At 48.1% G+C, this 20,240-nt stretch carries 18 protein-coding genes and 1 riboswitch; of the genes, 3 read left to right on the top strand and 15 right to left on the bottom strand.

What is annotated here, in order from left to right; genetic code table 11:
* Positions 1-108: 108 nt before the first annotated feature.
* The gene (locus ACTRXG_RS11180) at positions 109-996 is read right to left on the bottom strand and encodes a nuclease-related domain-containing protein (protein WP_322526102.1); all 888 of its coding nucleotides are present in this window, start codon (positions 994-996) and stop codon (positions 109-111) included.
* 162 nt (positions 997-1,158) lie between these two features.
* On the opposite strand from ACTRXG_RS11180, the gene ACTRXG_RS11175 reads away from it, so the two are divergent.
* Positions 1,159-1,755, top strand: a complete 597-nt coding sequence (locus tag ACTRXG_RS11175; RefSeq protein WP_474284990.1) for a DNA-3-methyladenine glycosylase — start codon at positions 1,159-1,161, stop codon at positions 1,753-1,755.
* Between the two features lie 6 nt (positions 1,756-1,761).
* On the opposite strand, the gene ACTRXG_RS11170 is transcribed toward ACTRXG_RS11175, so the two are convergent.
* The 7 genes from ACTRXG_RS11170 to ACTRXG_RS11140 all read right to left on the bottom strand — a co-directional run bounded on the left by ACTRXG_RS11170 (position 1,762) and on the right by ACTRXG_RS11140 (position 11,000).
* The gene (locus tag ACTRXG_RS11170; RefSeq protein ID WP_474284989.1) at positions 1,762-2,757 is read right to left on the bottom strand and encodes an acrylyl-CoA reductase family protein; all 996 of its coding nucleotides are present in this window, start codon (positions 2,755-2,757) and stop codon (positions 1,762-1,764) included.
* 107 nt (positions 2,758-2,864) lie between these two features.
* The gene (locus ACTRXG_RS11165) at positions 2,865-4,178 is read right to left on the bottom strand and encodes an NCS2 family permease (protein WP_474262477.1); all 1,314 of its coding nucleotides are present in this window, start codon (positions 4,176-4,178) and stop codon (positions 2,865-2,867) included.
* A gap of 88 nt (positions 4,179-4,266) precedes the next feature.
* Positions 4,267-5,811 carry a glutamine-hydrolyzing GMP synthase gene (gene guaA, locus ACTRXG_RS11160; RefSeq protein WP_474284988.1) on the bottom strand — a complete coding sequence of 515 codons (1,545 nt, stop codon included), beginning with the start codon at positions 5,809-5,811 and terminating at the stop codon, positions 4,267-4,269.
* Between the two features lie 208 nt (positions 5,812-6,019).
* A riboswitch (purine riboswitch) is annotated at positions 6,020-6,120 on the bottom strand.
* Between the two features lie 31 nt (positions 6,121-6,151).
* Positions 6,152-8,305 carry a transglutaminase TgpA family protein gene (locus tag ACTRXG_RS11155; RefSeq protein ID WP_474284987.1) on the bottom strand — a complete coding sequence of 718 codons (2,154 nt, stop codon included), beginning with the start codon at positions 8,303-8,305 and terminating at the stop codon, positions 6,152-6,154.
* Positions 8,306-8,320: 15 nt separating this feature from the next.
* Positions 8,321-9,505, bottom strand: a complete 1,185-nt coding sequence (locus tag ACTRXG_RS11150; protein WP_474284986.1) for a DUF58 domain-containing protein — start codon at positions 9,503-9,505, stop codon at positions 8,321-8,323.
* Positions 9,502-10,461 carry an AAA family ATPase gene (locus ACTRXG_RS11145; protein ID WP_474262584.1) on the bottom strand — a complete coding sequence of 320 codons (960 nt, stop codon included), beginning with the start codon at positions 10,459-10,461 and terminating at the stop codon, positions 9,502-9,504. Before ACTRXG_RS11145 ends, ACTRXG_RS11150 begins: the two co-directional genes overlap by 4 nt.
* Positions 10,462-10,550: 89 nt before the next feature.
* Positions 10,551-11,000, bottom strand: coding sequence for an Lrp/AsnC family transcriptional regulator (locus ACTRXG_RS11140; RefSeq protein WP_474284985.1), 450 nt, complete (start codon positions 10,998-11,000; stop codon positions 10,551-10,553).
* 153 nt (positions 11,001-11,153) lie between these two features.
* Here ACTRXG_RS11140 and ACTRXG_RS11135 point away from each other — a divergent pair, with 153 nt between their 5' ends.
* Positions 11,154-11,789, top strand: coding sequence for a YitT family protein (locus tag ACTRXG_RS11135; protein WP_474281791.1), 636 nt, complete (start codon positions 11,154-11,156; stop codon positions 11,787-11,789).
* A gap of 34 nt (positions 11,790-11,823) precedes the next feature.
* On the opposite strand, the gene ACTRXG_RS11130 is transcribed toward ACTRXG_RS11135, so the two are convergent.
* Positions 11,824-12,396 carry a Fic/DOC family protein gene (locus ACTRXG_RS11130; protein ID WP_474278825.1) on the bottom strand — a complete coding sequence of 191 codons (573 nt, stop codon included), beginning with the start codon at positions 12,394-12,396 and terminating at the stop codon, positions 11,824-11,826.
* A 1-nt stretch (position 12,397) separates the two neighbouring features.
* Entirely contained in the window at positions 12,398-12,604 is a 207-nt protein-coding gene (locus ACTRXG_RS11125; protein WP_474262484.1) for a hypothetical protein, read from the bottom strand.
* Positions 12,605-12,847: 243 nt separating this feature from the next.
* Between ACTRXG_RS11125 and ACTRXG_RS11120 the strand changes: the two genes are divergently transcribed.
* Positions 12,848-13,756, top strand: a complete 909-nt coding sequence (locus ACTRXG_RS11120; RefSeq protein ID WP_474284984.1) for a VOC family protein — start codon at positions 12,848-12,850, stop codon at positions 13,754-13,756.
* A gap of 56 nt (positions 13,757-13,812) precedes the next feature.
* Here the strand turns inward: ACTRXG_RS11120 and ACTRXG_RS11115 are convergent, their stop codons facing one another.
* The 5 genes from ACTRXG_RS11115 to ACTRXG_RS11095 form a co-directional block, all read right to left on the bottom strand.
* Positions 13,813-15,333, bottom strand: coding sequence for a glycoside hydrolase family 32 protein (locus ACTRXG_RS11115; RefSeq protein ID WP_474284983.1), 1,521 nt, complete (start codon positions 15,331-15,333; stop codon positions 13,813-13,815).
* Positions 15,330-17,009, bottom strand: a complete 1,680-nt coding sequence (locus ACTRXG_RS11110; RefSeq protein ID WP_474284982.1) for a glycoside hydrolase family 13 protein — start codon at positions 17,007-17,009, stop codon at positions 15,330-15,332. Before ACTRXG_RS11110 ends, ACTRXG_RS11115 begins: the two co-directional genes overlap by 4 nt.
* Before the next feature lie 45 nt (positions 17,010-17,054).
* On the bottom strand, positions 17,055-17,876 hold the full coding sequence (locus ACTRXG_RS11105) for a carbohydrate ABC transporter permease (RefSeq protein ID WP_474262586.1): 822 nt from the start codon (positions 17,874-17,876) through the stop codon (positions 17,055-17,057).
* 5 nt (positions 17,877-17,881) lie between these two features.
* Positions 17,882-18,742 (bottom strand): carbohydrate ABC transporter permease, encoded by an 861-nt coding sequence (locus tag ACTRXG_RS11100; RefSeq protein ID WP_474262488.1) that lies wholly within the window; start codon positions 18,740-18,742, stop codon positions 17,882-17,884.
* A 71-nt stretch (positions 18,743-18,813) separates the two neighbouring features.
* On the bottom strand, positions 18,814-20,088 hold the full coding sequence (locus tag ACTRXG_RS11095; protein WP_474284981.1) for an ABC transporter substrate-binding protein: 1,275 nt from the start codon (positions 20,086-20,088) through the stop codon (positions 18,814-18,816).
* Between the last annotated feature and the right edge of the window lie 152 nt (positions 20,089-20,240).

The raw sequence follows: 20,240 nt of genomic DNA, 5'->3' as shown, positions 1-20,240 counted from the left end.
ACACCTCCAGATCATCGTTAATACTACATACGACGTTGGGGGTGTTTTTTCCTGTCTCATATTATGGGGTCACTCTAAAATGCCGGGGCGGCTTCTGTATAAAAGCATCTATGAAACGTAATTTGTCGTAATGATGGAGCGTTCCATTTGATACAGCTGCTCCTGGGAGTACAGGGGCGCATTTTGGGAAAACTGCTCATGAAAGAACGCACGCAGTGCTGCTTCTGTCGTAAAACGATGCGTATAGGCATCCACCGACACGTCCTGAACAAATCGGTCATCCTGCGTGTTCGAATGGCCAAAGAAAATAATTGGCGTCACTTCGCCCGGATTGTGCTTTTCCCTGCGCAGAAAATCTTCTGTAATCGAAGCCGTCGCTTTGGCATGTTCAATCGGACTGTCGTGTACTTCAAATGTTCCTGACCGAATATGCCCCCGGCTTGTGTTTTGAAAAACCATTGTCGTTTCCACGTCTTCTTCAAGATCCGGGTACAGCGTATCAAGCACAAAATCAAGTGTCCCGGCATTGTGTTTACTGACGCCGTGAATAATATGGCCTTTCCATTTCTGTGTTTCAAGCACATACAGTCCGCGGCTCGTCAAAACGACGTGGTCCACCTGGCGGGTCGAAAGCTCCGTCCGGTCATCGAGCGGAACGTACACGTGTCCGGAAATTAACATTTCATCCACAGCAATCTGATTTGCTTCGACAAGATCATTTTTAATGCTTCGAAGCAGTTCATGTGTTTTCATTTCTTCCGGTTCCCGTGAGATTTTCTCCAGATGATAAATGTAATCCGTCAGCTTCCCTTTTTCTTCCTCATATTTGCCGCGTATCGCCTGGATATCCTCGCGGTACTGCGAGCTCTTTCCCTCAATTTCCTCTTCCATTTTTCTATCGTACTGCCGGACTTTTTTCAAATACTGATCCCGCTGAATTAAAATAACTGCTCCAATGATGATTAAAGCTATAATAACCGTGACTGCTATACCCATATAAGCACCTCTTCCATCTCCTGCCTTAATATTTTTACTATGACCCGGAATTTGGTACACTAAAAAACGCTTCTTATTCGCTATGTAAAACTATATACATTATATTTCTATCATAATCAATATATTCCTTTTCGTATACACCTAAAGAAAGGATTCTTCCCTATGGCACTTTATTCTGTTATTTCAAAGGATTTTTACGAAAAACCGACACTCGAACTCTCCCGGGCCCTGATCGGCTGTGTACTTGTGCATGAAACGCCGGAAGGTCCTGCAGCCGGCAGAATTGTTGAAACGGAAGCCTATATCGGCCCGGTGGACCGGGCTGCCCACAGCTACAATTACCGCAGAACAAAGCGGACGGATGTAATGTTTTTTCCCCCGGGTTACGTATATATGTACACGATGCATACCCATGCGCTTCTAAATATCGTCAGCGGGGTGGAGGAATCTCCGGAGGCTGTCCTCATCCGCGCTGTCGAGCCAGTAGCGGGCCTTGAGCTTATTCAAAAACGCCGGCACCGTGTCCGCGGCATTCAGCAGACAAACGGCCCCGGCAAGTTAACAAAAGCTCTTGGCATTGATATGAGCTATTACGGCCATGAACTTGACCATCCGCCGCTGTATCTGTCACCAAAAGACTATGAACCTGTAGTTGAAAACGGCCCGCGCGTCGGTATTTCCGGAAGCGGCGAAGCGCGCCATTACCCATGGCGGTTCTTTGAAACCGGCAATCCTTACGTATCCAAATGGAGGGCCTGAGTTTTGCTATTTCAAAGCGACGATCCGACGGCCCTGGATCCGGCTTTCCAAAATAGCGTCAAGATTCTCCGCCAAATCATCCAGGGTGGTCTCGCTTGCAATCGTATCAAGCAGTGATTGTACTTTCAGGTCGCTTGCGAGACGGTTCCATACATACTGTCTTTTTTCTGCCGGGCAGTACACCGAATCAATCCCGGCCAGATTCACACCACGTAAAATAAAAGGATGTACTGTCGTAGGCACGTCCGTCCCTCCGGTAAGTCCGCTGACTGCCGCAGTGCCGTGATACTTCATCGTACTCAGCAGGTAGGCGAGCGTCTCTCCCCCAACTGGGTCGACGGCCCCGGCCCACATCGCTTTGCCGAGCGGCTTGCGCTTGTCCGGATTTACATCTTCGCGGGAGAGAATACGTCCTGCCCCAATATTCCGAAGATAATCATGGGCCTCGGCGTTCCCGGTAACAGCTGCCACATCATATCCGAGGGAGTGAAGCATCGCTACAGCCATGCTTCCAACGCCGCCAGTAGCACCGGTTACAACAATCTCGCCCTGATCCGGTCTGACTCCTTCCTCTTCCAGGCGCACGACCGATAATCCTGCTGTAAACCCGGCAGTTCCAAAAATCATGGCTTCTCTCGGAGTCATCCCCTCCGGAAGTTTTACCACCCAGTCAGCAGGCACTCTTGCTTTTTCTGCGTAACCGCCGTGATGGGCAACCCCCAGTTCATATCCTGTAACGAGCACCTCGTCGCCCTCCTGATACCTCGAGTCACTGGACGAAGCGACAACGCCGGCGAGATCGATGCCCGGAATCAGTGGATATCCCTGTGCAATCTGGCTTTTAGGTACTGCTGCCAGGCCGTCTTTATAGTTGATGCTTGAATAGTGTACATCAATGGTGACGTCGCCTTCAGGCAGATCCTTTTCCTCCAGTGTACGTACTTCTTTTGTAACTTCTCCCTGATCGTTTTTATCCACGACCAGCGCCTTAAATGTGCTCATACTTTCCACCTCCATAAAATGATCTTCTGCCCTATTCCCATAAAAGTTTTATTTTATGCAGGCTAAACAAAAAGCACGCGCCTCCTTTTGGAAGCACGTGCTGCTTGCTACGGTGTTAAAAACAGGAAAAAGATGATAAATACAAAAAACAGAGCGTACATAATCGGATTCAGCTGTTTCCCTCTTCCCGTCAGCACCATCGTGATCGGATAGAAGATAAAGCCCATGGCAATACCGGTCGCGATACTGTAGGTGAGCGGCATCGAGACGACGGTTAAAAAGGCAGGCACGGCAATTTCGAGACGCTGCCACTCAATTAAGCGAAGCGACGATACCATCAGCGCCCCTACAATAATAAGAGCGGGAGCCGTTACAGCACTTGTTACCACGCCCAGAAGCGGCGAGAAAAACAAAGCGGCAAGAAACAGCAGTGCCGTAATAATCGAAGCAAATCCGGTGCGCCCTCCGACAGCTACGCCGGCTGAGGATTCAATATATGCTGTTGTTGTAGACGTTCCAAGAATCGAGCCGATCACGGTAGCAGATGAATCCGCCACCAGGGCTCGCCCGGCGCGCGGCAGTTTGTTATCTTTTACGAAGCCGGCCTGGTTGGCTACTGCAAACAAAGTTCCAGCAGTATCAAAAAAGTCGACAAACAAAAATGTAAGAACAACTACGATAAACCCAATAATGAAGCTTGAATCCCACGAAAAGTCTGTAAGAGAGGTGAAAGCAGCCCCGAATGTCGGTGCGATGCTGGGCACCCCGGAGACAATCTGACCCGGAGGCTGAATCTGACCCACCAAAATGCCAGCCAGAGCTGTAATCACCATCCCGTAAAAAATACCTCCACGGATACCAAGGGTCATCAGTATGACGGTAACCACCAGTCCGAAAGCCGCAAGAGCAGCCGGTCCGGAAGTAAGTGTGCCAAGCGTGACAAGAGTAGACTCATCAGCCACCACAATCTGCGCTCCCTGCAGGCCGACAAAAGCAATAAACAGCCCAATACCGGCAGAAACCGCATATTTCAGTTCCTCCGGAATTGCGTTAATAATTTTTTCTCTAATGCCAAATGTCGTTAAACCAATAAAGATCATTCCGGAGCAGAATACCCCAAATAAAGCAAGCTCCCAGGGGATCCCCATTGTCAGCACAACGGAATATGTAAAAAAGGCATTGAGCCCCATCCCCGGTGCCAGAGCAATCGGATACCTGGCAAGCAGCCCCATGATCAGTGTCCCGATGGCTGCTGCCAGGGCTGTCGCTACAAACACGGCGGCCTCATTCATTCCGGCTTCGGCTAAAATACTGGGGTTGACGAATAAAATATACGCCATCGCAAGGAAAGTCGTTAAACCGGCTAACGATTCTTTCTTGTAGTTCGTCTCATTCTTTGTAAATTCAAAAAAACGATCCATCCTCTTATCTCTTCCTCTCTTTGCTCTCCCCAGGCAAAACTCTCTCTGCTTCTATTATATACTTACTAAGTGCTTACCGCACAAGCCCCTACTCCCATTCAATGGTCGAAGGCGGCTTAGACGTAATATCGTACACGACACGGTTGACGTGCTGCACCTCATTGACAATTCTGGTGGAAATTTTTTCAAGAACGTCATATGGAATACGGGCCCAGTCCGAAGTCATACCATCAATTGAAGTGACCGCACGGATTCCAACAGTGTAATCATATGTCCGGCTGTCTCCCATTACGCCAACGCTCCGCATATCCGGAAGCGCCGTAAAATACTGCCAGATTTCCCGGTCGAGACCGGCATTCTTGATTTCCTCCCGTAAAATATAATCCGATTCCCGGACAATTTCGAGCTTCTGCTCCGTAATTTCCCCGAGTACGCGAATGCCAAGTCCCGGTCCAGGGAATGGCTGGCGCCACACGATTTCATCCGGCACTCCGAGCTCCGTTCCGAGCTTGCGGACTTCGTCTTTAAACAGCGTATTCAGAGGCTCGATCAGATCGAATTTCATATCTTCCGGCAGTCCGCCGACATTATGGTGTGACTTAATCGTCTGAGCTGTGTCCGTACCACTTTCAATGACGTCAGTATAAAGCGTGCCCTGGACAAGAAAATCCACGTTTTCAAGCTTTCCTGCCTCTTCTTCAAACACGTAGATAAATTCATTTCCGATAATCTTACGTTTTTGCTCCGGATCGCTCACTCCTTCGAGCTGATCGAGAAAACGTTTGGCCGCGTCTATTTTCACGATATTCATCTGGAATCCGCGTCCGAGAGACTCCATGACGCCTGTCGCTTCCTCTTTACGCAGCAGGCCGTGATCAATAAACATGCATGTAAGCTGATCTCCGATCGCTTTGTGTACAAGCGCCGCAGCTACCGAGCTGTCCACACCGCCGCTCAACGCACACAGCACATTACGGCTGCCTACCTGTTCCCGAATAATTTCTACCTGCTCATCGATAAAGTTGGCCATTGTCCATTCATTCGAGCATCCGCAGACCCGGTAGGCAAAGTTTTTCATGATATCATCGCCAAACTGGGTGTGGCGTACTTCAGGATGGAACTGAACGCCATACATTTTCTTCTCCGGAGCACTCATGGAAGCTACCGGGCATGACGGGCTGGTCGCGTCGACCGTAAAACCTTCTGGTGGCTCAACAATTAAGTCGCCGTGACTCATCCACACGCTCTGGGTTTTCGGCAGTCCTTCAAATAATACTGGATTCGCCTGCACATGAATATCCGCCTTGCCGTATTCCCGATGCTGGGCTTTTTCCACTTTTCCGCCGTAATGCAGCGTCATCAGCTGCATCCCATAGCAGATACCCAGTATAGGAATGTCAAGGTCAAAAATAGCTGGATCACAGGTGAGCGCGCCTTCAACATACGCGCTGTTCGGGCCGCCGGAAAAGATAATCCCCGCTGGATTTAATTCTTTAATTTTTTCTGCACTGATCGTATTCGGATGAAGTTCACTAAAAACACCGAGATCTCTGATTCTGCGTGTAATCAATTGATTATACTGGCCGCCAAAGTCCAGAACAATAATCGTTTCACTGATATTTCCTACGCTCATCGCTTCTACCCCTAACTGTTTTCAAATATGTACGTGCAAGGTTCACTTTAAAGGAATGCCTGCTTCCGGGCAACTATCTGTTTTCGATTGCCGGGCGTACGTCAAACACTTTAATGAAAGTCTTTTTTTTACAGACTAAAAAAGCTGCTTTCGCATTATACGAAAGCAGCTTTTTAACTGGGAACAAACGGCGGCGCTTCGGCCGCTTTCTGTCCTTCACTGCCCTCGTAGTCCAGCCATTTTCCGGCGGCCGGGTAGAGACATTTGGGCCTGATCCCAAACTATACGAGGTATTCACCTGTAAACATGAAATAAATTTTAACAGCCCGTCATGAGCCGGTCAAGAACGGATTTTCTTTACCAGTCGTTTCCATGCAGCAACTGTTTCCGGCTCGGCTCCGTCTCCGGTTTTACGTCCGTAATACAGACGTTCGTATTTTTCAGTCAGTGGCTCCATATCACCGCTGCCGTAGATGTCATTCACCCGCCCGGAAAATTCCCGCAGTGTTTCCCCATTGGTTCGTTTCACGCGCGCTGTCCGCAGCAGCCTCAGCAGTGCCTGATAGGCACTTTGAAACTCTGCATCGGTGTGCATATGCCGGTATTTGAAAAGAAGATAGCTGGCCAACAGCTTCCTCCGGAAAAGCCAGCCGGCTCCAAGGAGGAGGACAACCGCTGCAAAAAAGGGCCACAGCGGAAGTCTCCAGTCAATGCCGGCGCCCCCGGACGTATCCTCCTGCTCTTCTTCGTTCTCTTCTTCTGATTCAGGAGTTGTTTCCTCTTCTTCGGGTGCTTCTGCTTCTTCCTCCGGCGGCTCATCTTCAATTTCAGGTGCTTCTTCCGAGGCTTCATTGTTTTCATACGTGTAATTAAACTCTGAAGAAAAACCTTTCGTCGGTTCAAACGGGACCCATCCGACCTCTGGAAAATACACTTCCACCCAGGAATGCGCATTTTCATTGGTGACCTCCACCTGGTTTTCATTTCCCGGAGCCTGGTCACCTTCCGTGAACCCTTTTACCCAGCGTGTCGGTATATCCAGCGTCCGGAGCAGCACTGCCATCGAAGTCGAGTAATTGTCGCAGTACCCGGTCCGTGATTCAAACAAAAACTGGCTGACATAATCCCCGCCTTCCGAGGGAGCCGGGATGTTTGTCGTTTGATAGGAAAAATCCGGACCGCGCAAATACCTTTCCACCGCTCTTGCCTTTGCATAACGGTTATCATCTTCCTCGGTAAGGTCTTCGGCGAGCTCCTGAATTTCTCCCGGGAGATCGTCCGGAAGCTGTGTGAAGTATTCTGTTACTTCCTCCGGGTCTTCTGAGTCATCAGTAACAGCACTCATCTGCTCTACGGGGAAATCCGCCGTTTCATACGCCACCGTATAATTCGTTAACGACGCCGGCTCCCCGCCAGTCTCAAATTCCGCCTGGGTTGTCCAGGTATCTACCGATGCTTCTATGTCTTCTTCAATAGAAAGAAACGAACCCGGATAAAAGGCAAAATCAAATTCCTGGGTTTCTGCCATTTCAACGTTTACTTCCTGTTCTTCCGTCTCGATACTCTCATTATATAAGCCGGCCTCAGAAGACGTCTCATCAGGGGCATCCACTTCCCACCCAAGACCGGTGTAAACATTTTTAGCTTCGCCCCGCCAGTAGCCGTTAATATCACCGGAGGCAGTAAACACCGGCATATCACTCATTTGAAATCCGCCGCCCAGGCGTTGATCGGCATCGTCATAGCCAATCTTCTGTACGCCCTGGCTGCTTCCGGTGCTGCTTTCTCCCCACGTTAAAAACGGAACGGGGTCAGGCCACCGTGGTTCACTTTTGGGAGCAAGCACGCCAACGCCCCCGGCGATAATCAAAAAGACAGCCATAATCAGCATCCACCGGCTAAAGACCTTTCTCTGTGCCTGCCTGTCTTCCGCACGTGATACGATACGATCCCACTGAAGCAGTCCTAAAAGCAAAAATCCTATAACAAACGTACGGATTACCGCAAACATTCCATCGTATTCGAAAAAAGTATCCATCACGCCAATATAAATAATTGTAAACGTCAGAAAAAATAAAATCCGGCGGGATTGAACTACCCAGAAATAAATCAAATAGCTCATAATAGCGAGCAGAAGCATAAACAATACACTGCGGAACATATCAGTTAATGCGTACCACTGGCCGCTGATAATATAACCAATATTTGTCTGTACTTCTGCAGCCAGGGAAACCAGCCAGCCCGGCTGCAGCAGCGACTCCTCATAAAAAACAGTGTTTATGCCCGTCAGTATAACCAAAAGTACGATGCCAATAATCGTCCACCAGGGTGGACGCAGATAAATGACAACAAAAAAGGCGGCAGAAACAACCATAAATACAGTAACTGAACCTGTCCCGGTAGCTTCCGGCAGAGGCAGCAGCCATTCTGCCAGCAGGAAATAACCAAGAATATAAACAATCAACTTTTTCCAGGTATGCTCCGGTTTAACCAAATAATTATGCCTCCTCTATAACAATTCAAAACCAGCCTCGCCCGGCTGAATATGGTAGATATGAATATTGGTATGCCGCAGTGCTTCCACACCTTCGCGGCGCGAGACTCCGCTCTCATCAGAAAGCAGCGCTACAATGATGGAACGCTTCTGGCCGGCCCACTGTTTTAATTCTTTAATTCTAATTTCAGAAAGTACCGGGGTAACATAAATTAATGCTTCAAGCCCCGGGGCCTGGCGTAAAAACGGCGAGGCCCCTGCTTCTGTATTCAATTCTACATACGCCAGACTCTGATAAATACGCTGAAAATGCTCTTTCGAGGTTCCTGGTTGCTGCAGGACCTGTTCGGAAGCCGTCACCCCGCAGCCAATCGGCATTTTCATCTGATAGGCATACTCCGTCAAAGAAGCAGCAAATTCCACCGCGGTTTCAAATAATTCAGACGTTATATCAACGGCATTTTCAAGCAGCAGAAAATAACCCTCTCCTTTTTCGGATTCAAATTCTTTCGTGACAAGCTTTCCGGCCCGGGCCGTTACCTTCCAGTCAATGTTTGCCATCCGGTCCCCGGGAGTGTAATCGCGAACTCCTGCTACATTCACAGATTCGCTTTGCAGCCGCTGCGACAGCGATACTGCTTCAGAGGAGCTATCTGCCGCTGTATTCCAGTTCGCTAATTTTCTCATTCTTGGAAGCACCACTACCGTGGAAGAAACTGGAATATCATAATCCTTCTCCACAAAGCCAAACAGATCACCGGAGCGGACGCGGAGATAGTCGATGGTGTGCTTTCCCCGCCGTCTGCCCCTAATACTGTAAGAATAGGAGGCCTCCCTTTGAAAAAAAGGGAACACCAGGGTTTCAGCGGACGTTTCCCAGTCCCTGATTCCGTACGGCTGGTGATCCCGGATTTTTACATATATCAGTGGAAATGGAATTCTTTTTTTCAGCGTAACCTCGACTTCTGCAGAGCCGTTGAATGAAAGCATCTCAGCTGTCAGCCTGCGCCCTGCCTTTAAAGAACGAAGTGGATAAATTAACAATAATAATTGCATTACCGCAAGAGTTGTCACACTGTAAAATAAAAACCAGCTGACAAAGCCTCCCTGAAACATAGCGTAAATAAATAATACAGCTAATGCAGCCACAACAGCTGCCAGCTGCATTACTTTTCTTCCGATTTTTAAAAACCGAGTCATGGGCGTACCGCCGAATCACTGTCTGATGCCGGCACACGCACACTCGATAAAATGTCCCGCACTACAGTTTCCCCGTCTTTATCCGCCATCTGCTGGTCTGTCTGCAGAATAAGACGGTGGCCCATAACAAACGGCGCAAGATACTTCACGTCATCCGGAGTCACATAGTCTCTTCCTCTCACAAAAGCATATGCCTGTGACACCTTCATCAGCGCAATTGACCCTCTTGGACTGACGCCAAGATAAATATCGCGGTGGTTTCTGCTTTCCCGCACGATGGAAACAATATACTGTTTCACTGACTGGTCTACATGCACGTTTTTCACGAGTTCCTGAGCCTTTAAAACGTCTTCAAGACTCATTACAGAGGAAAGCTCATCAATCGGATGGGTGAATTCCACGCGCTCGAGCACTTCTATCTCCTGCTCTTCTGTCGGATAGCCGAGCCGGAGCTTAAACAGGAAACGATCGAGCTGGGCTTCCGGCAGAGGATACGTCCCCCCGTACTCAACCGGATTCTGTGTGGCCATTACAAAAAATAAACGTTCGAGGCTTCTCGTTTCGCCGTCCACTGTTACGCTTTTTTCCTCCAGCGCTTCGAGAAGGGCTGACTGCGTTTTCGGGGAAGTACGGTTAATCTCGTCTGCGAGCAGAACGTTTCCCATTAATGGACCGGGACGGAATTCAAACTCCATCGTCCGCTGGTTATATATAGACACACCTGTAACATCTGATGGGAGGAGGTCCGGGGTGAATTGTATCCGTTTAAAACTCGCGCCAATGGATTTGGCAATTGCCCGCACCATCATCGTCTTTCCCACGCCGGGCACATCTTCAAGCAGGATATGCCCACGGGCCAGGAGCGCTGTCAGGCTTAATTCAATTTCAGCTTTTTTTCCGACCACGACCTGCTGCACGTTTTCGATGACACGCTGCAACGCTTCACGTTCGTTCACCAATATCTTTCTCCCCCTACTTTATATGCTCTCGCTCTCTAAATCATATTAATCTTATCACAATTACCCACCCCTAGAAAGAAAACCGACTATCCCTGCTCCCGGTTTTCGGGCAGTATTTTTCTCCGCTCCACCGGCGATTTCAACACAATTGACGTATTAATATTTCCGTAGGAGATCAGGGTATCAACAAGCTCTCTCAGGCTGTCCATTCCTTCTACCGCTGCTTTAATAAAATAGCTTACTTCCCCAGTCACCCGGTGGCATTCCAGTACCCGTGTATCCTCTGCAATCATTTTTTCAAAACGGGGGATCGTATCCTTCAGTTCGCTCACCTGGATCATCAGAAGCGTATCCCGGCCCACAGCTTCCGGGGAAACCACTGCACTGAAGTGATCAATAATTCCTCTCTCCTGCAGCCTTGTCATTCGTTCAGAAACGCTTGGACGGCTTAAGTTTAATTTCTTGGATAAATCACTTACTGATATTCTTCCGTCCTCCTGAAGTATCTCGAGCATTTCAACATCAATATGATCCATTCAAACGCACTTCACCTTTCTTTTTGAATATAAATTATATGATATGTATTCATTTTTAATATTTTTAAACTTATTATCCTTCATATAATTATTCAACCTTGGAATCTTTTTCCTTATACTAGAAGTATCCTATTGTTGAAGGGGAGACGACCGTTGATAAACATAACCAACATACTACAAGTTCTGGCCGGATGTTTGTTAGCTGCCTTCGGCATTACTCTGCTCCAGCACGCTGATTTAGTCACCGGAGGCACGGCAGGCCTGGCGCTCGGCTTGACTTACATCCTGCCGCTGTCTTTTTCGGCTGTATTTTTTATCATTAACCTGCCTTTTTATGTGTTTTCTGTTGTGCATATGGGATGGAAATTCACGCTGAATACAATCGCCGCAGTGTCTCTGCTTTCCGCGCTGACAAGCCTGAGTTACTTTCTTCCTGCTTTCAGCATCCATCCGGCTGCTGGAGCCATTTTCGGCGGTGTCAGCATAGGCGCGGGCATATCGATACTATTTATGAACAACACCTCGCTCGGCGGCGCTAACATTCTCGCATTATTTCTTCAGCGCCGGCTCCAGTGGAATCCCGGCAAAGTCAATTTATCCTTTGATGTACTCGCTGTAGCCGTTGGGCTTGCTTCTGTCGGCTTAATCGCAGGCGCTTATTCCACACTATCTATTATTGCTACTGCTTTTGTGCTCAGCATAGCTAAAGGAAAAATCGCCGCTTCAAGGCCTGTTCCTAAAGCGAAGCCCCGTTCCTCACGCCAGGGTGCACTGATCGAAAAACAATAAATCAAAAGCAGCTTCCCCGTGGGAGGCTGCTTTTTCAGCTTTCAGTCAGGCCCTCCGCCAGTGCTGCAGCTGCTTTCTTTTCATCATCAGCCACAGAAGCTTCAAACAGCTTTTCCTGCTGAAGCGGCGTGTACTTCATGTCAAAGCCATGGTGCCAGGCAATTTGGCGAACGAACTCCCGCTGTGTTCTGCCATTTCCTTCACGGAATGGATGAATGTGATTAAGGTCATTATAAACTGGGGCAAAGGCTTCGGCGAAAGCTTCTCTGTCTCTGTACGTCAGTTTATTTTTTTCCTGGACGGAGTCTCTTAGATGACGCAGACCTCTGTCGATAAATGCTGCAGGCAGAAAGGATGTTCTTCCTTTAGCAAGATCCACCGTCCGAAATTCTCCAGCCCAGGCGTATACATCAGAAAACAGCCGCCGGTGAATACGCCGTATATGCTCTTCGTCAAAGGAGCCAAGCACCTTTTTTGCCGTCATCATCTGCTGCAGACGGTACGTTGTAATAATCTGCTCGATTTTCTCTGCCTTGGCTGCTTCCCGAAAATTCATTTTGTTTATAAGCACTCCGCTGTCTCCATACGTGTAATAGGATTCGCTCATATTATAAACGCCCTTCCGCTACAGAAGCTGTCACTTCTTTAATCGTCATTTGCCCGTCGCGAAGCTTCCGCACGGCTTCGATATCTTTTTCTGAAAAAACAAAACCTTCTACTTCTGCAGAAACAATCGCGTTCTTAAGCTCCTGTTCTTCGGGCGTATCCGGGAAATCGTATTTGTCCACTGCGGACAAGCCGTGTTTTTCATGCATTGTTTGCCCTCCCCTGCCTGTAATGAAACTATTTTGCTTTCTTCTCGTTTCCTCCCGCTCTCTCCTGCCCAGGATAAAAGAAAATCCTTTTTTTGAGCGGTTTTTCAGGTGCGGCCTTCGTTAGTATCGTTTGGGATACTATACCACTTCAAAGTGGGTACTTCCATGCCTGAGCCTTTTCCTAGTATGATGAACTCTACATACACCTGCATACTATAATAAAAATTAGAGGAGTGTTTACGCATGACTAATGTGATTGATCCCGCTGTTTCTGTCGGGCCTGTGCAGCTCCGCGTGCAGGATATCGGACGGGCCGCTGCTTATTACGAAAACGTGATCGGCCTCCGGATACTCAGACGCTCATCTTCTGCTGCTGTTCTCGGCGTGCCGTCAGACGAACTCCCTCTCGTCATGCTTCGGGAAGTGGAGGGTTCGATCACTCCCCCGCGCACATATGCCGGGCTGTACCACTTTGCTGTTCTTCTTCCGGACCGTGCGTCCCTGGGAGCTTTCATCCGTCATCTGCACAGCATTGGTGAGCGGTTCGGAGTCTCTGATCACAGTGTCAGCGAAGCTCTCTATCTGACTGATCCGGACGGAAACGGTATCGAGGTTTACCGTGACCGCCCCCGAACAGAATGGCTATATGACAGCAACGGATTCGTGCACATGACCGTGGAGCCCCTTCATGAACAACAGCTGCTTCAGGCGGGAAAAAATACGCAGTGGTACGGTATTCCTGCCGGAACTGTGATGGGACATGTTCATCTTCATGTGCACGACATGGAGGAGGCTTATCATTTTTATGTAGAAGTGCTTGGACTTGGACTGACCGCCGACCCGCAGAAATTCCCTGCTTTTTTTGTTGCTGCCGGCGGCTATCATCACCATATCGGGCTTAATCCATGGGCAGGAGCACAGGCTCCTAAAGCATCTATACGAAATACCGGCATCGATATGTACACACTTGTGCTTCCCTCTGACCGGGCTCTGAAGTCTGTTGCCGACAGACTCGAGGCCGCCGGTTATCCTTTTCACCGCGAAAAACATGCTTTTTACGTTACCGATCCTTCGGGCATTGTCGTATGCCTTACCGTAAATTCCCCGAATACCGCCCTGTCTTCTGCTAAGATAGCCCAGCTGACTGAATAACCTTTCGCAGTGCGCACGATAAAAAGCAGCCGCATCTAAAAATACGGCTGCTTTTATTATTCATTTTTTGATAACAGCTGCATATCAAATGCTGCGGCCGATATACTTTTTGAAAGCTCCCATTTCCGGATTTCAACCAGCTCTACTGCCCTGTCACTGAAAAAGCGGATGCCGGTAGAAGCTTCTGCCGGGTAAACGCGGGCACTCATCACCTTTTCCCCGTCCTGCATAAATACTTCTACCGTGGAGTGATCGATAAAAATATGCAGATACAAGAGGCCTTTTTCCAGAACAACGTCTGTCGTTCTTGTTCCTCCGGGTCCCCTGCCGGACTTTTCACGATCAAGCGTTATTTTTTGCTCGTGTGTATTATATACAAGCTTCGTTTTTTCCCCTGTACCTTCATTTGCGAGAATGTCCAAACCACATTCTTCTGCCTTTAGCGGATCTATAACAACCTGAAGCTCCAGACAGTTTCCTTCGACACCTTCCATCTGTCCTTCATCTTCAATGATGACGCCGCGGTGTTTCACTTCTTCTCCGCGCAGGTCTGCCAATTCCGGCAGAGGCCGGCTTTTCCATAGGCCCGCTTCACAGGACAAAACGCGCGGCAGGCTCATCGCACCAGCCCACAATGCTTCTTTTTCCGGCATATCACTTTCCCACATCGCAAACCATCCGATAACGATTCTGCGCCCAAAGCGGTCCAGCGTTGTCTGCGGGGCGTAAAAATCAAAACCATGATCGAGCGGGTGGAACACGTCAAAATCAAACGTTCCCTTCTCGAGGTCCAGGTCACCTACGGCAAACACCGCCTGGTGCAGATTATGATACCGTTCCCCTTCCGGGAGCACGCCCTGCGGGGACATCACAAGCACGTCAAAGCCGTCAAGCCGGAAAAGATCCGGGCATTCCCACATGTAGCCCATATTTCCCCGGCCTGCTGCCAGTATGTTCACGAATTCCCAATCCAGAAGGTCTTCTGACCGGTAAAGAAGCACCTGGCCGACGTTGTCTTCTGTCCGGGAGCCAAGCACTGCATAATAATAATCATTTTCTCTCCACACTTTTGGATCCCGGAAATGATTCGGATGTACTCCTCCTGCAGGGGCTTCTGATATAACAGGATTTTGAACGTGCTTTTCAAACCGGAGACCATCTGAACTTGTGGCTAGACACTGAACCTGCTTTAAGTCTTCATCCGGGTCCGGGCCCGTCCACACATTACCTGTATACATTAAGACTAACTGTCCGGCCGCTTCCAAGGCGCTTCCCGAAAAGCAGCCATCCATATCATATGGTTCGCTTGGCGCCAGCGCGGGCGGAAGATGCTCCCAATGGACAAGGTCCGGGCTTTTAACATGGCCCCAGTGCATGTTATCCCATTCCGGTGAGTACGGGTGATACTGATAAAACAAATGATATTCACCCTTAAACATACTGAAGCCGTTAGGATCGTTCATCCAAGATACAGGCGCCGTAATATGAAAGGCGGGACGCCAGTACTTCTTTTTGTTTTTCTTTTGTATGGATGCAATGCCTTTCACTGCTTCGTTTATTTGCTGCTGATGATTCATGTACCGGCACCCCCTAAAGCGTAAACGACAGCTTCAAACGGCCGCAGGGTGGTTTCCTTTATCCCCTCTGCCCGGGCATCTCCGTAATTATTTAATATCAGGTCCGGAGCCTGGACTGCAAATTCCCCGGGGAGCTCACAGCTTGTTTTAGTATCGTAAAGATTCACCATAATAAGCATTCTAGTACCCTCAAGAGTTCTTATATACGCCATAACCTGCGGGTGGTCCGGAAGCGCAAGGTCAAATGAGCCGTATACAAGCGTTTTCCATTTCTGACGCAGCCGTATTAATGTTTGATAGTAAGTAAATACAGACGGAGATCTCTTTTTTTCCTGTTCGACGTTAATCGTAGAATAATTCGGATTAACCTTCAGCCAGGGCGTGCCTGTCGTAAAGCCGGCGGACGGACTGCTGTCCCACTGCATCGGAGTGCGGGAGTTGTCACGGCCGGTCTTCCAGATCGTTTTCATAATATTTTCGTGCGGCGTTCCTGCCTGACGTTCCTTATGGTAAAGGTTCCGAATGGCAATATCATTATAATCTTCAATGGACGGGAATTCGACGTTGGTCATACCGATCTCCTGCCCCTGATAAATAAACGGGGTTCCCTGCATGAAAAAGTACATCGTTGCAAGCCCCGTGGCCGTTTCATACCAATAGTTATCTGCGTCCCCCCATGTAGATACTGAACGCGGCAGGTCATGATTCTCTAAAAACAAAGCGTTCCAGCCGATACCGTCCAGCCCCTTCTGCCACTTAGCAAAAATTTCTTTCAACGCAAAAATGTCCGGCCGGCTGTCGCCTCCTTTTCCCCATAAATCAACGTGGTCAAATTGAAAGATCATATTAAATTTGCCGTTTGTCTCCCCAACCCATGCGTCCGCTTCTTCAATTGTTACTCCGTTGGCTTCTCCGACGGTCATAATATCGTAATGGTCGAACGTTTCTTTCTTCAGCTCCTCAAGGTATGCCTGAATGCCTGGCTGGTTTAAATGACCGTCGAATGAAGGCGGATAGTCTTCATTATTCGGATTTGGTACGTCCGGAAGGCCGGGTTTCTTTTTAATATGGGAAATAGCATCTATGCGGAATCCATCAATTCCTTTATCGAGCCACCAGTTGACCATATCGTACAGATCACGGCGGACATCCGGATTTTCCCAGTTCAGGTCCGGCTGCTTACGGGAGAAGATGTGCAGAAAATACTCTTTGGTACCCTCGTCCCATTCCCAGGCCGACCCTTCAAAAATGGACCCCCAATTATTTGGCTCCGCGCCATTTTCCGGCTGCCGCCAGATGTAGTAGTTCCGGTATTCACTCTCTTTGGAAGAACGAGACTCCACAAACCATGGATGCTCATCGGACGTATGGTTAATGACCAGATCCATGATCAGGCGCATTCCCCGCTGATGCACTTCCCCGAGCAGCCTGTCAAAATCCTCCATCGTCCCAAACTCCGGCATAATCGCCTGATAATCACTAATGTCGTATCCATTGTCGTCATTAGGCGAGGCATATACCGGACATACCCATATCACCCCGATACCAAGCTCCTGCAGATAGTCGAGCTTCGAAATAATTCCAGCGATATCGCCAATTCCGTCCCCGTCTAAATCCATAAAGCTTCTCGGGTAAATTTGGTAGACGACCGTTTCCTTCCACCATGTCTGCTCCATTGTTTATACGCCCCTCTGTAAATAAAATGGTAGTATTGCGGCTTTTTATTTCACCGCGCCTTCCGAAACTCCTTCGATAATTTGTTTTTGAGCTATAAAGTAGAAAATAATAACTGGAACCACTGCAAGCACAAGACCGGCGAGTGCCAAATGCCACTGAGTCGTATACTGGCCGAAGAAATAGAACATTTTCAGCGGAATTGTTGCATTGTCCTGGCCGAGCACCAGTGACGGCAGCAAATAATCGTTCCAGATCCAGATAACATTTAAAATGGCAACAGTTACTGTGATCGGTTTTAACAGCGGAAAGATAACAAACCAAAACATTTGAAAACGATTGGCTCCGTCAATAATTGCTGCTTCATCCATCGATTTTGGAATGCTTTTGAGCGCCCCATGGTATAAAAATATAGCCAGACTCGAACCAAAACCAAGATACATAAAAATCAGGCCGGCTCCGTTCAGCAGGTTCACCTGACCGAAGATCGATGTAAGAGGAATCATTACGGACTGAAACGGAATAAGCATAGCGGCCACGAATACAAACAGCAGCGTCGTGCTGAGCCTGCTCGGATTCCGGGCGAGCGCATAGGCTGCCATCGAGGAAAATATAACAATCACGGCGATGCTCACACCGGTAATCATAACAGAATTAAATAAGGATTTTAGAAACTCGAGCTCCTGAAAGGCCGTAATGAAATTCTGCCATACAAAGGTGCCAGGCAGAGCCATAACGCTTTCAAAAATTCCGTCCGGTGTTTTAAAAGCGTTGGTAAGCATCAGATAAAAAGGAATTAACCATAGCACTCCAAGGACTATTCCCACAATTTCAAGCGGCACCAGTCTGCGTTTTTCGGCTTTGGTCATACTCATTACATTTCAACCTCCCGGCGTTTGTTGTAGTAAACCTGGGCGAGTGCAATCGCCGTTACGATAATAAAGAAAATCACAGCTTTACCCTGGGCATAAGCCATATCGTTTTCGACGAATGCCGTCCGCACGATGTCCATGGCAAGCATCTGGGTGGAGTCGAACGGTCCGCCATTTGTCAGTGACAGATTCTGGTCATAAAGCTTAAAACCAGTCGAAAGCGTTAAAAACATGCTGACCGTAAAGGCTGGGGCGAGCAGCGGAAACAATATACTTTTGAAGCGTTCAAAAGCCCCTGCCCCGTCGATTTTTGATGCTTCAATCAAATCACCGGGAATGCTCTGCAGATAAGCAATATAGATAACCATGATATATCCGGACATCTGCCAGGCGGTAAGAATCACAAGCCCCCAGAATCCGGTGGCGGTCGTAGAAAGCCACCCCTGCATCGCTTCAATATTCAAAGCCGTTCCTATTTCACTGAACACGTTAACGAAAATGAACTGCCAGATGAACCCAAGAATCAGTCCGCCGATCAAGTTCGGCATAAAGAAAACAGTTCTAAGCAGATTGCTGCTTTTTAAGCTTCTGGTCACGAGCAAAGCAAGACCGAGACCAAAAATATTCAGCAATATGACTGTCGCGACGGCAAATAAAAGTGTGAACCAAAAGGCGTTGCGGAACTCACCGTCCTGAAAAAGGCTGATGTAGTTTTCCAGTCCGACGAAGCTGCTGATGGACACCCCATTCCAATTGGTAAATGACAAACCGAATCCGTATAAAAACGGGAGAACAACCACTGCTCCGAGGGCAATGAGTACTGGGGCCAAAAATAACCAATATGCTAAACTGCGATCATTCATCGTACTCCTCCTGACGTTGCTCATAATGTATCTTTTATATACTCTTTATGAAATTACCGGTTTTTATTGCTCTATTCTGTCGAACGTTCTTCTTTCCATTCTTCCTTCGAAGCTTCTATCGCTTCATCCCACGTATAGTCCCCGCTCAAATAGCGCTGCATTTGAGAGCCGAGAAAACCATCCCATGCATTCGGGTAGCTCAGCTTAATCCAGTTCAGTGTTTCTTCGTTCTGAATGCTTTCGTTTACCTGCTGGGATAAGGGATCGGAAATTTGCGATGTATCGTAATCTTCATAGGCCGGTACAAAGTTAAAGTCATTTAAGACAGCATCTTTGCCGGTTTCAGAATTGTTCATCCAGTCCAGAAACGCCTCTGCTTCCTGGATGCTTTGATCATCGTTATCCTTGTTTACTGCCCAATAGTTCGGGACGCCGACCGGTATTTCTCCTTCATGCCCTTCCACCGGAATCGGCATCATGCCTATATCTTCGTTCGCAAACTCTTCATCTGCCTGAGCAAGCGACGGATACACCCAGTTCCCCTGCTGGATAATCGCGGTATCGCCCTGGGCAAAATATTCCTCCACCTGCTGGGCATAGGTCATGCTGAGAACCGGAGTAATCGAATATTCCGCCTGTAAATCAAACATCCGCTGATACTCATCTTCGCGTTCGAAATCTACTGTTTCTGCCTCATATGCTTCTGTACCGCTTTCATTAAATTCAGGCGACAGATAAGCGTTGCCAAGATCGCCGCCAATGACCCAGGATTCTTTTCCTGGAAAAGCGAATACTCCGTCAATACCAAGCTCTTCTTTTTGGCTGTCCATTGTCTGTACCGCTGCTTCTAAATCTTCATATGTCTGAATGTCATCAGCATTAACTCCGGCCTCTTCAAAAATACGTTTATTATAAATCAGTCCATAGCCTTCGTAGTTGAACGGCAGTCCGTACACTTCGTTTCCTTCACTCACCTGCTCCAGAGTGCCATCAAGAGCTGTTTCGGCTGACTCGGTGTCCGATAAATCCTTCACATACTGATCAAACTGCTGCAGTTCCTTTGGGCCTCCAACACTAAATACATCCGGGGCATCTCCCGAAGAAAAACGCGATTTCAGCGTGCCCAGATAGTCTGACCCTCCGCCTACGCTCGTAATTTGAATATTCACATCCGGATTTTCTTCTTCGTATTCCCTGGCCAGTTCTTCAAAGGCATCGTTAATTTCTACTTTTCCCGTCATGATTTCTACTTCTGTACGGTCATCATCTGCTCCAAACGATTCAAACGAGCAGCCGCTAAGTCCTAAAGCTGAAAAAGCGATTAAACAGAGGGCAGGTTTTTTCACGGTGCACACTCCCTTAGGCGTTCTTTTTTTGTAAGTGCTTTCAAGTTGCATTATACGTATTTAAAATTATATGTCAAACGTTTTCATAAAAATAAGTCATATCATTCTTTCTCCCTGTTCTTATCTTCAATAAAACCTTTACAAATAAGTAT

It is taken from the genome of Marinococcus sp. LNSP9103-4 (assembly GCF_056034345.1).
Note: the sequence above shows the minus strand (reverse complement) of the source record. Positions and strands in the feature narration are given on the sequence as shown.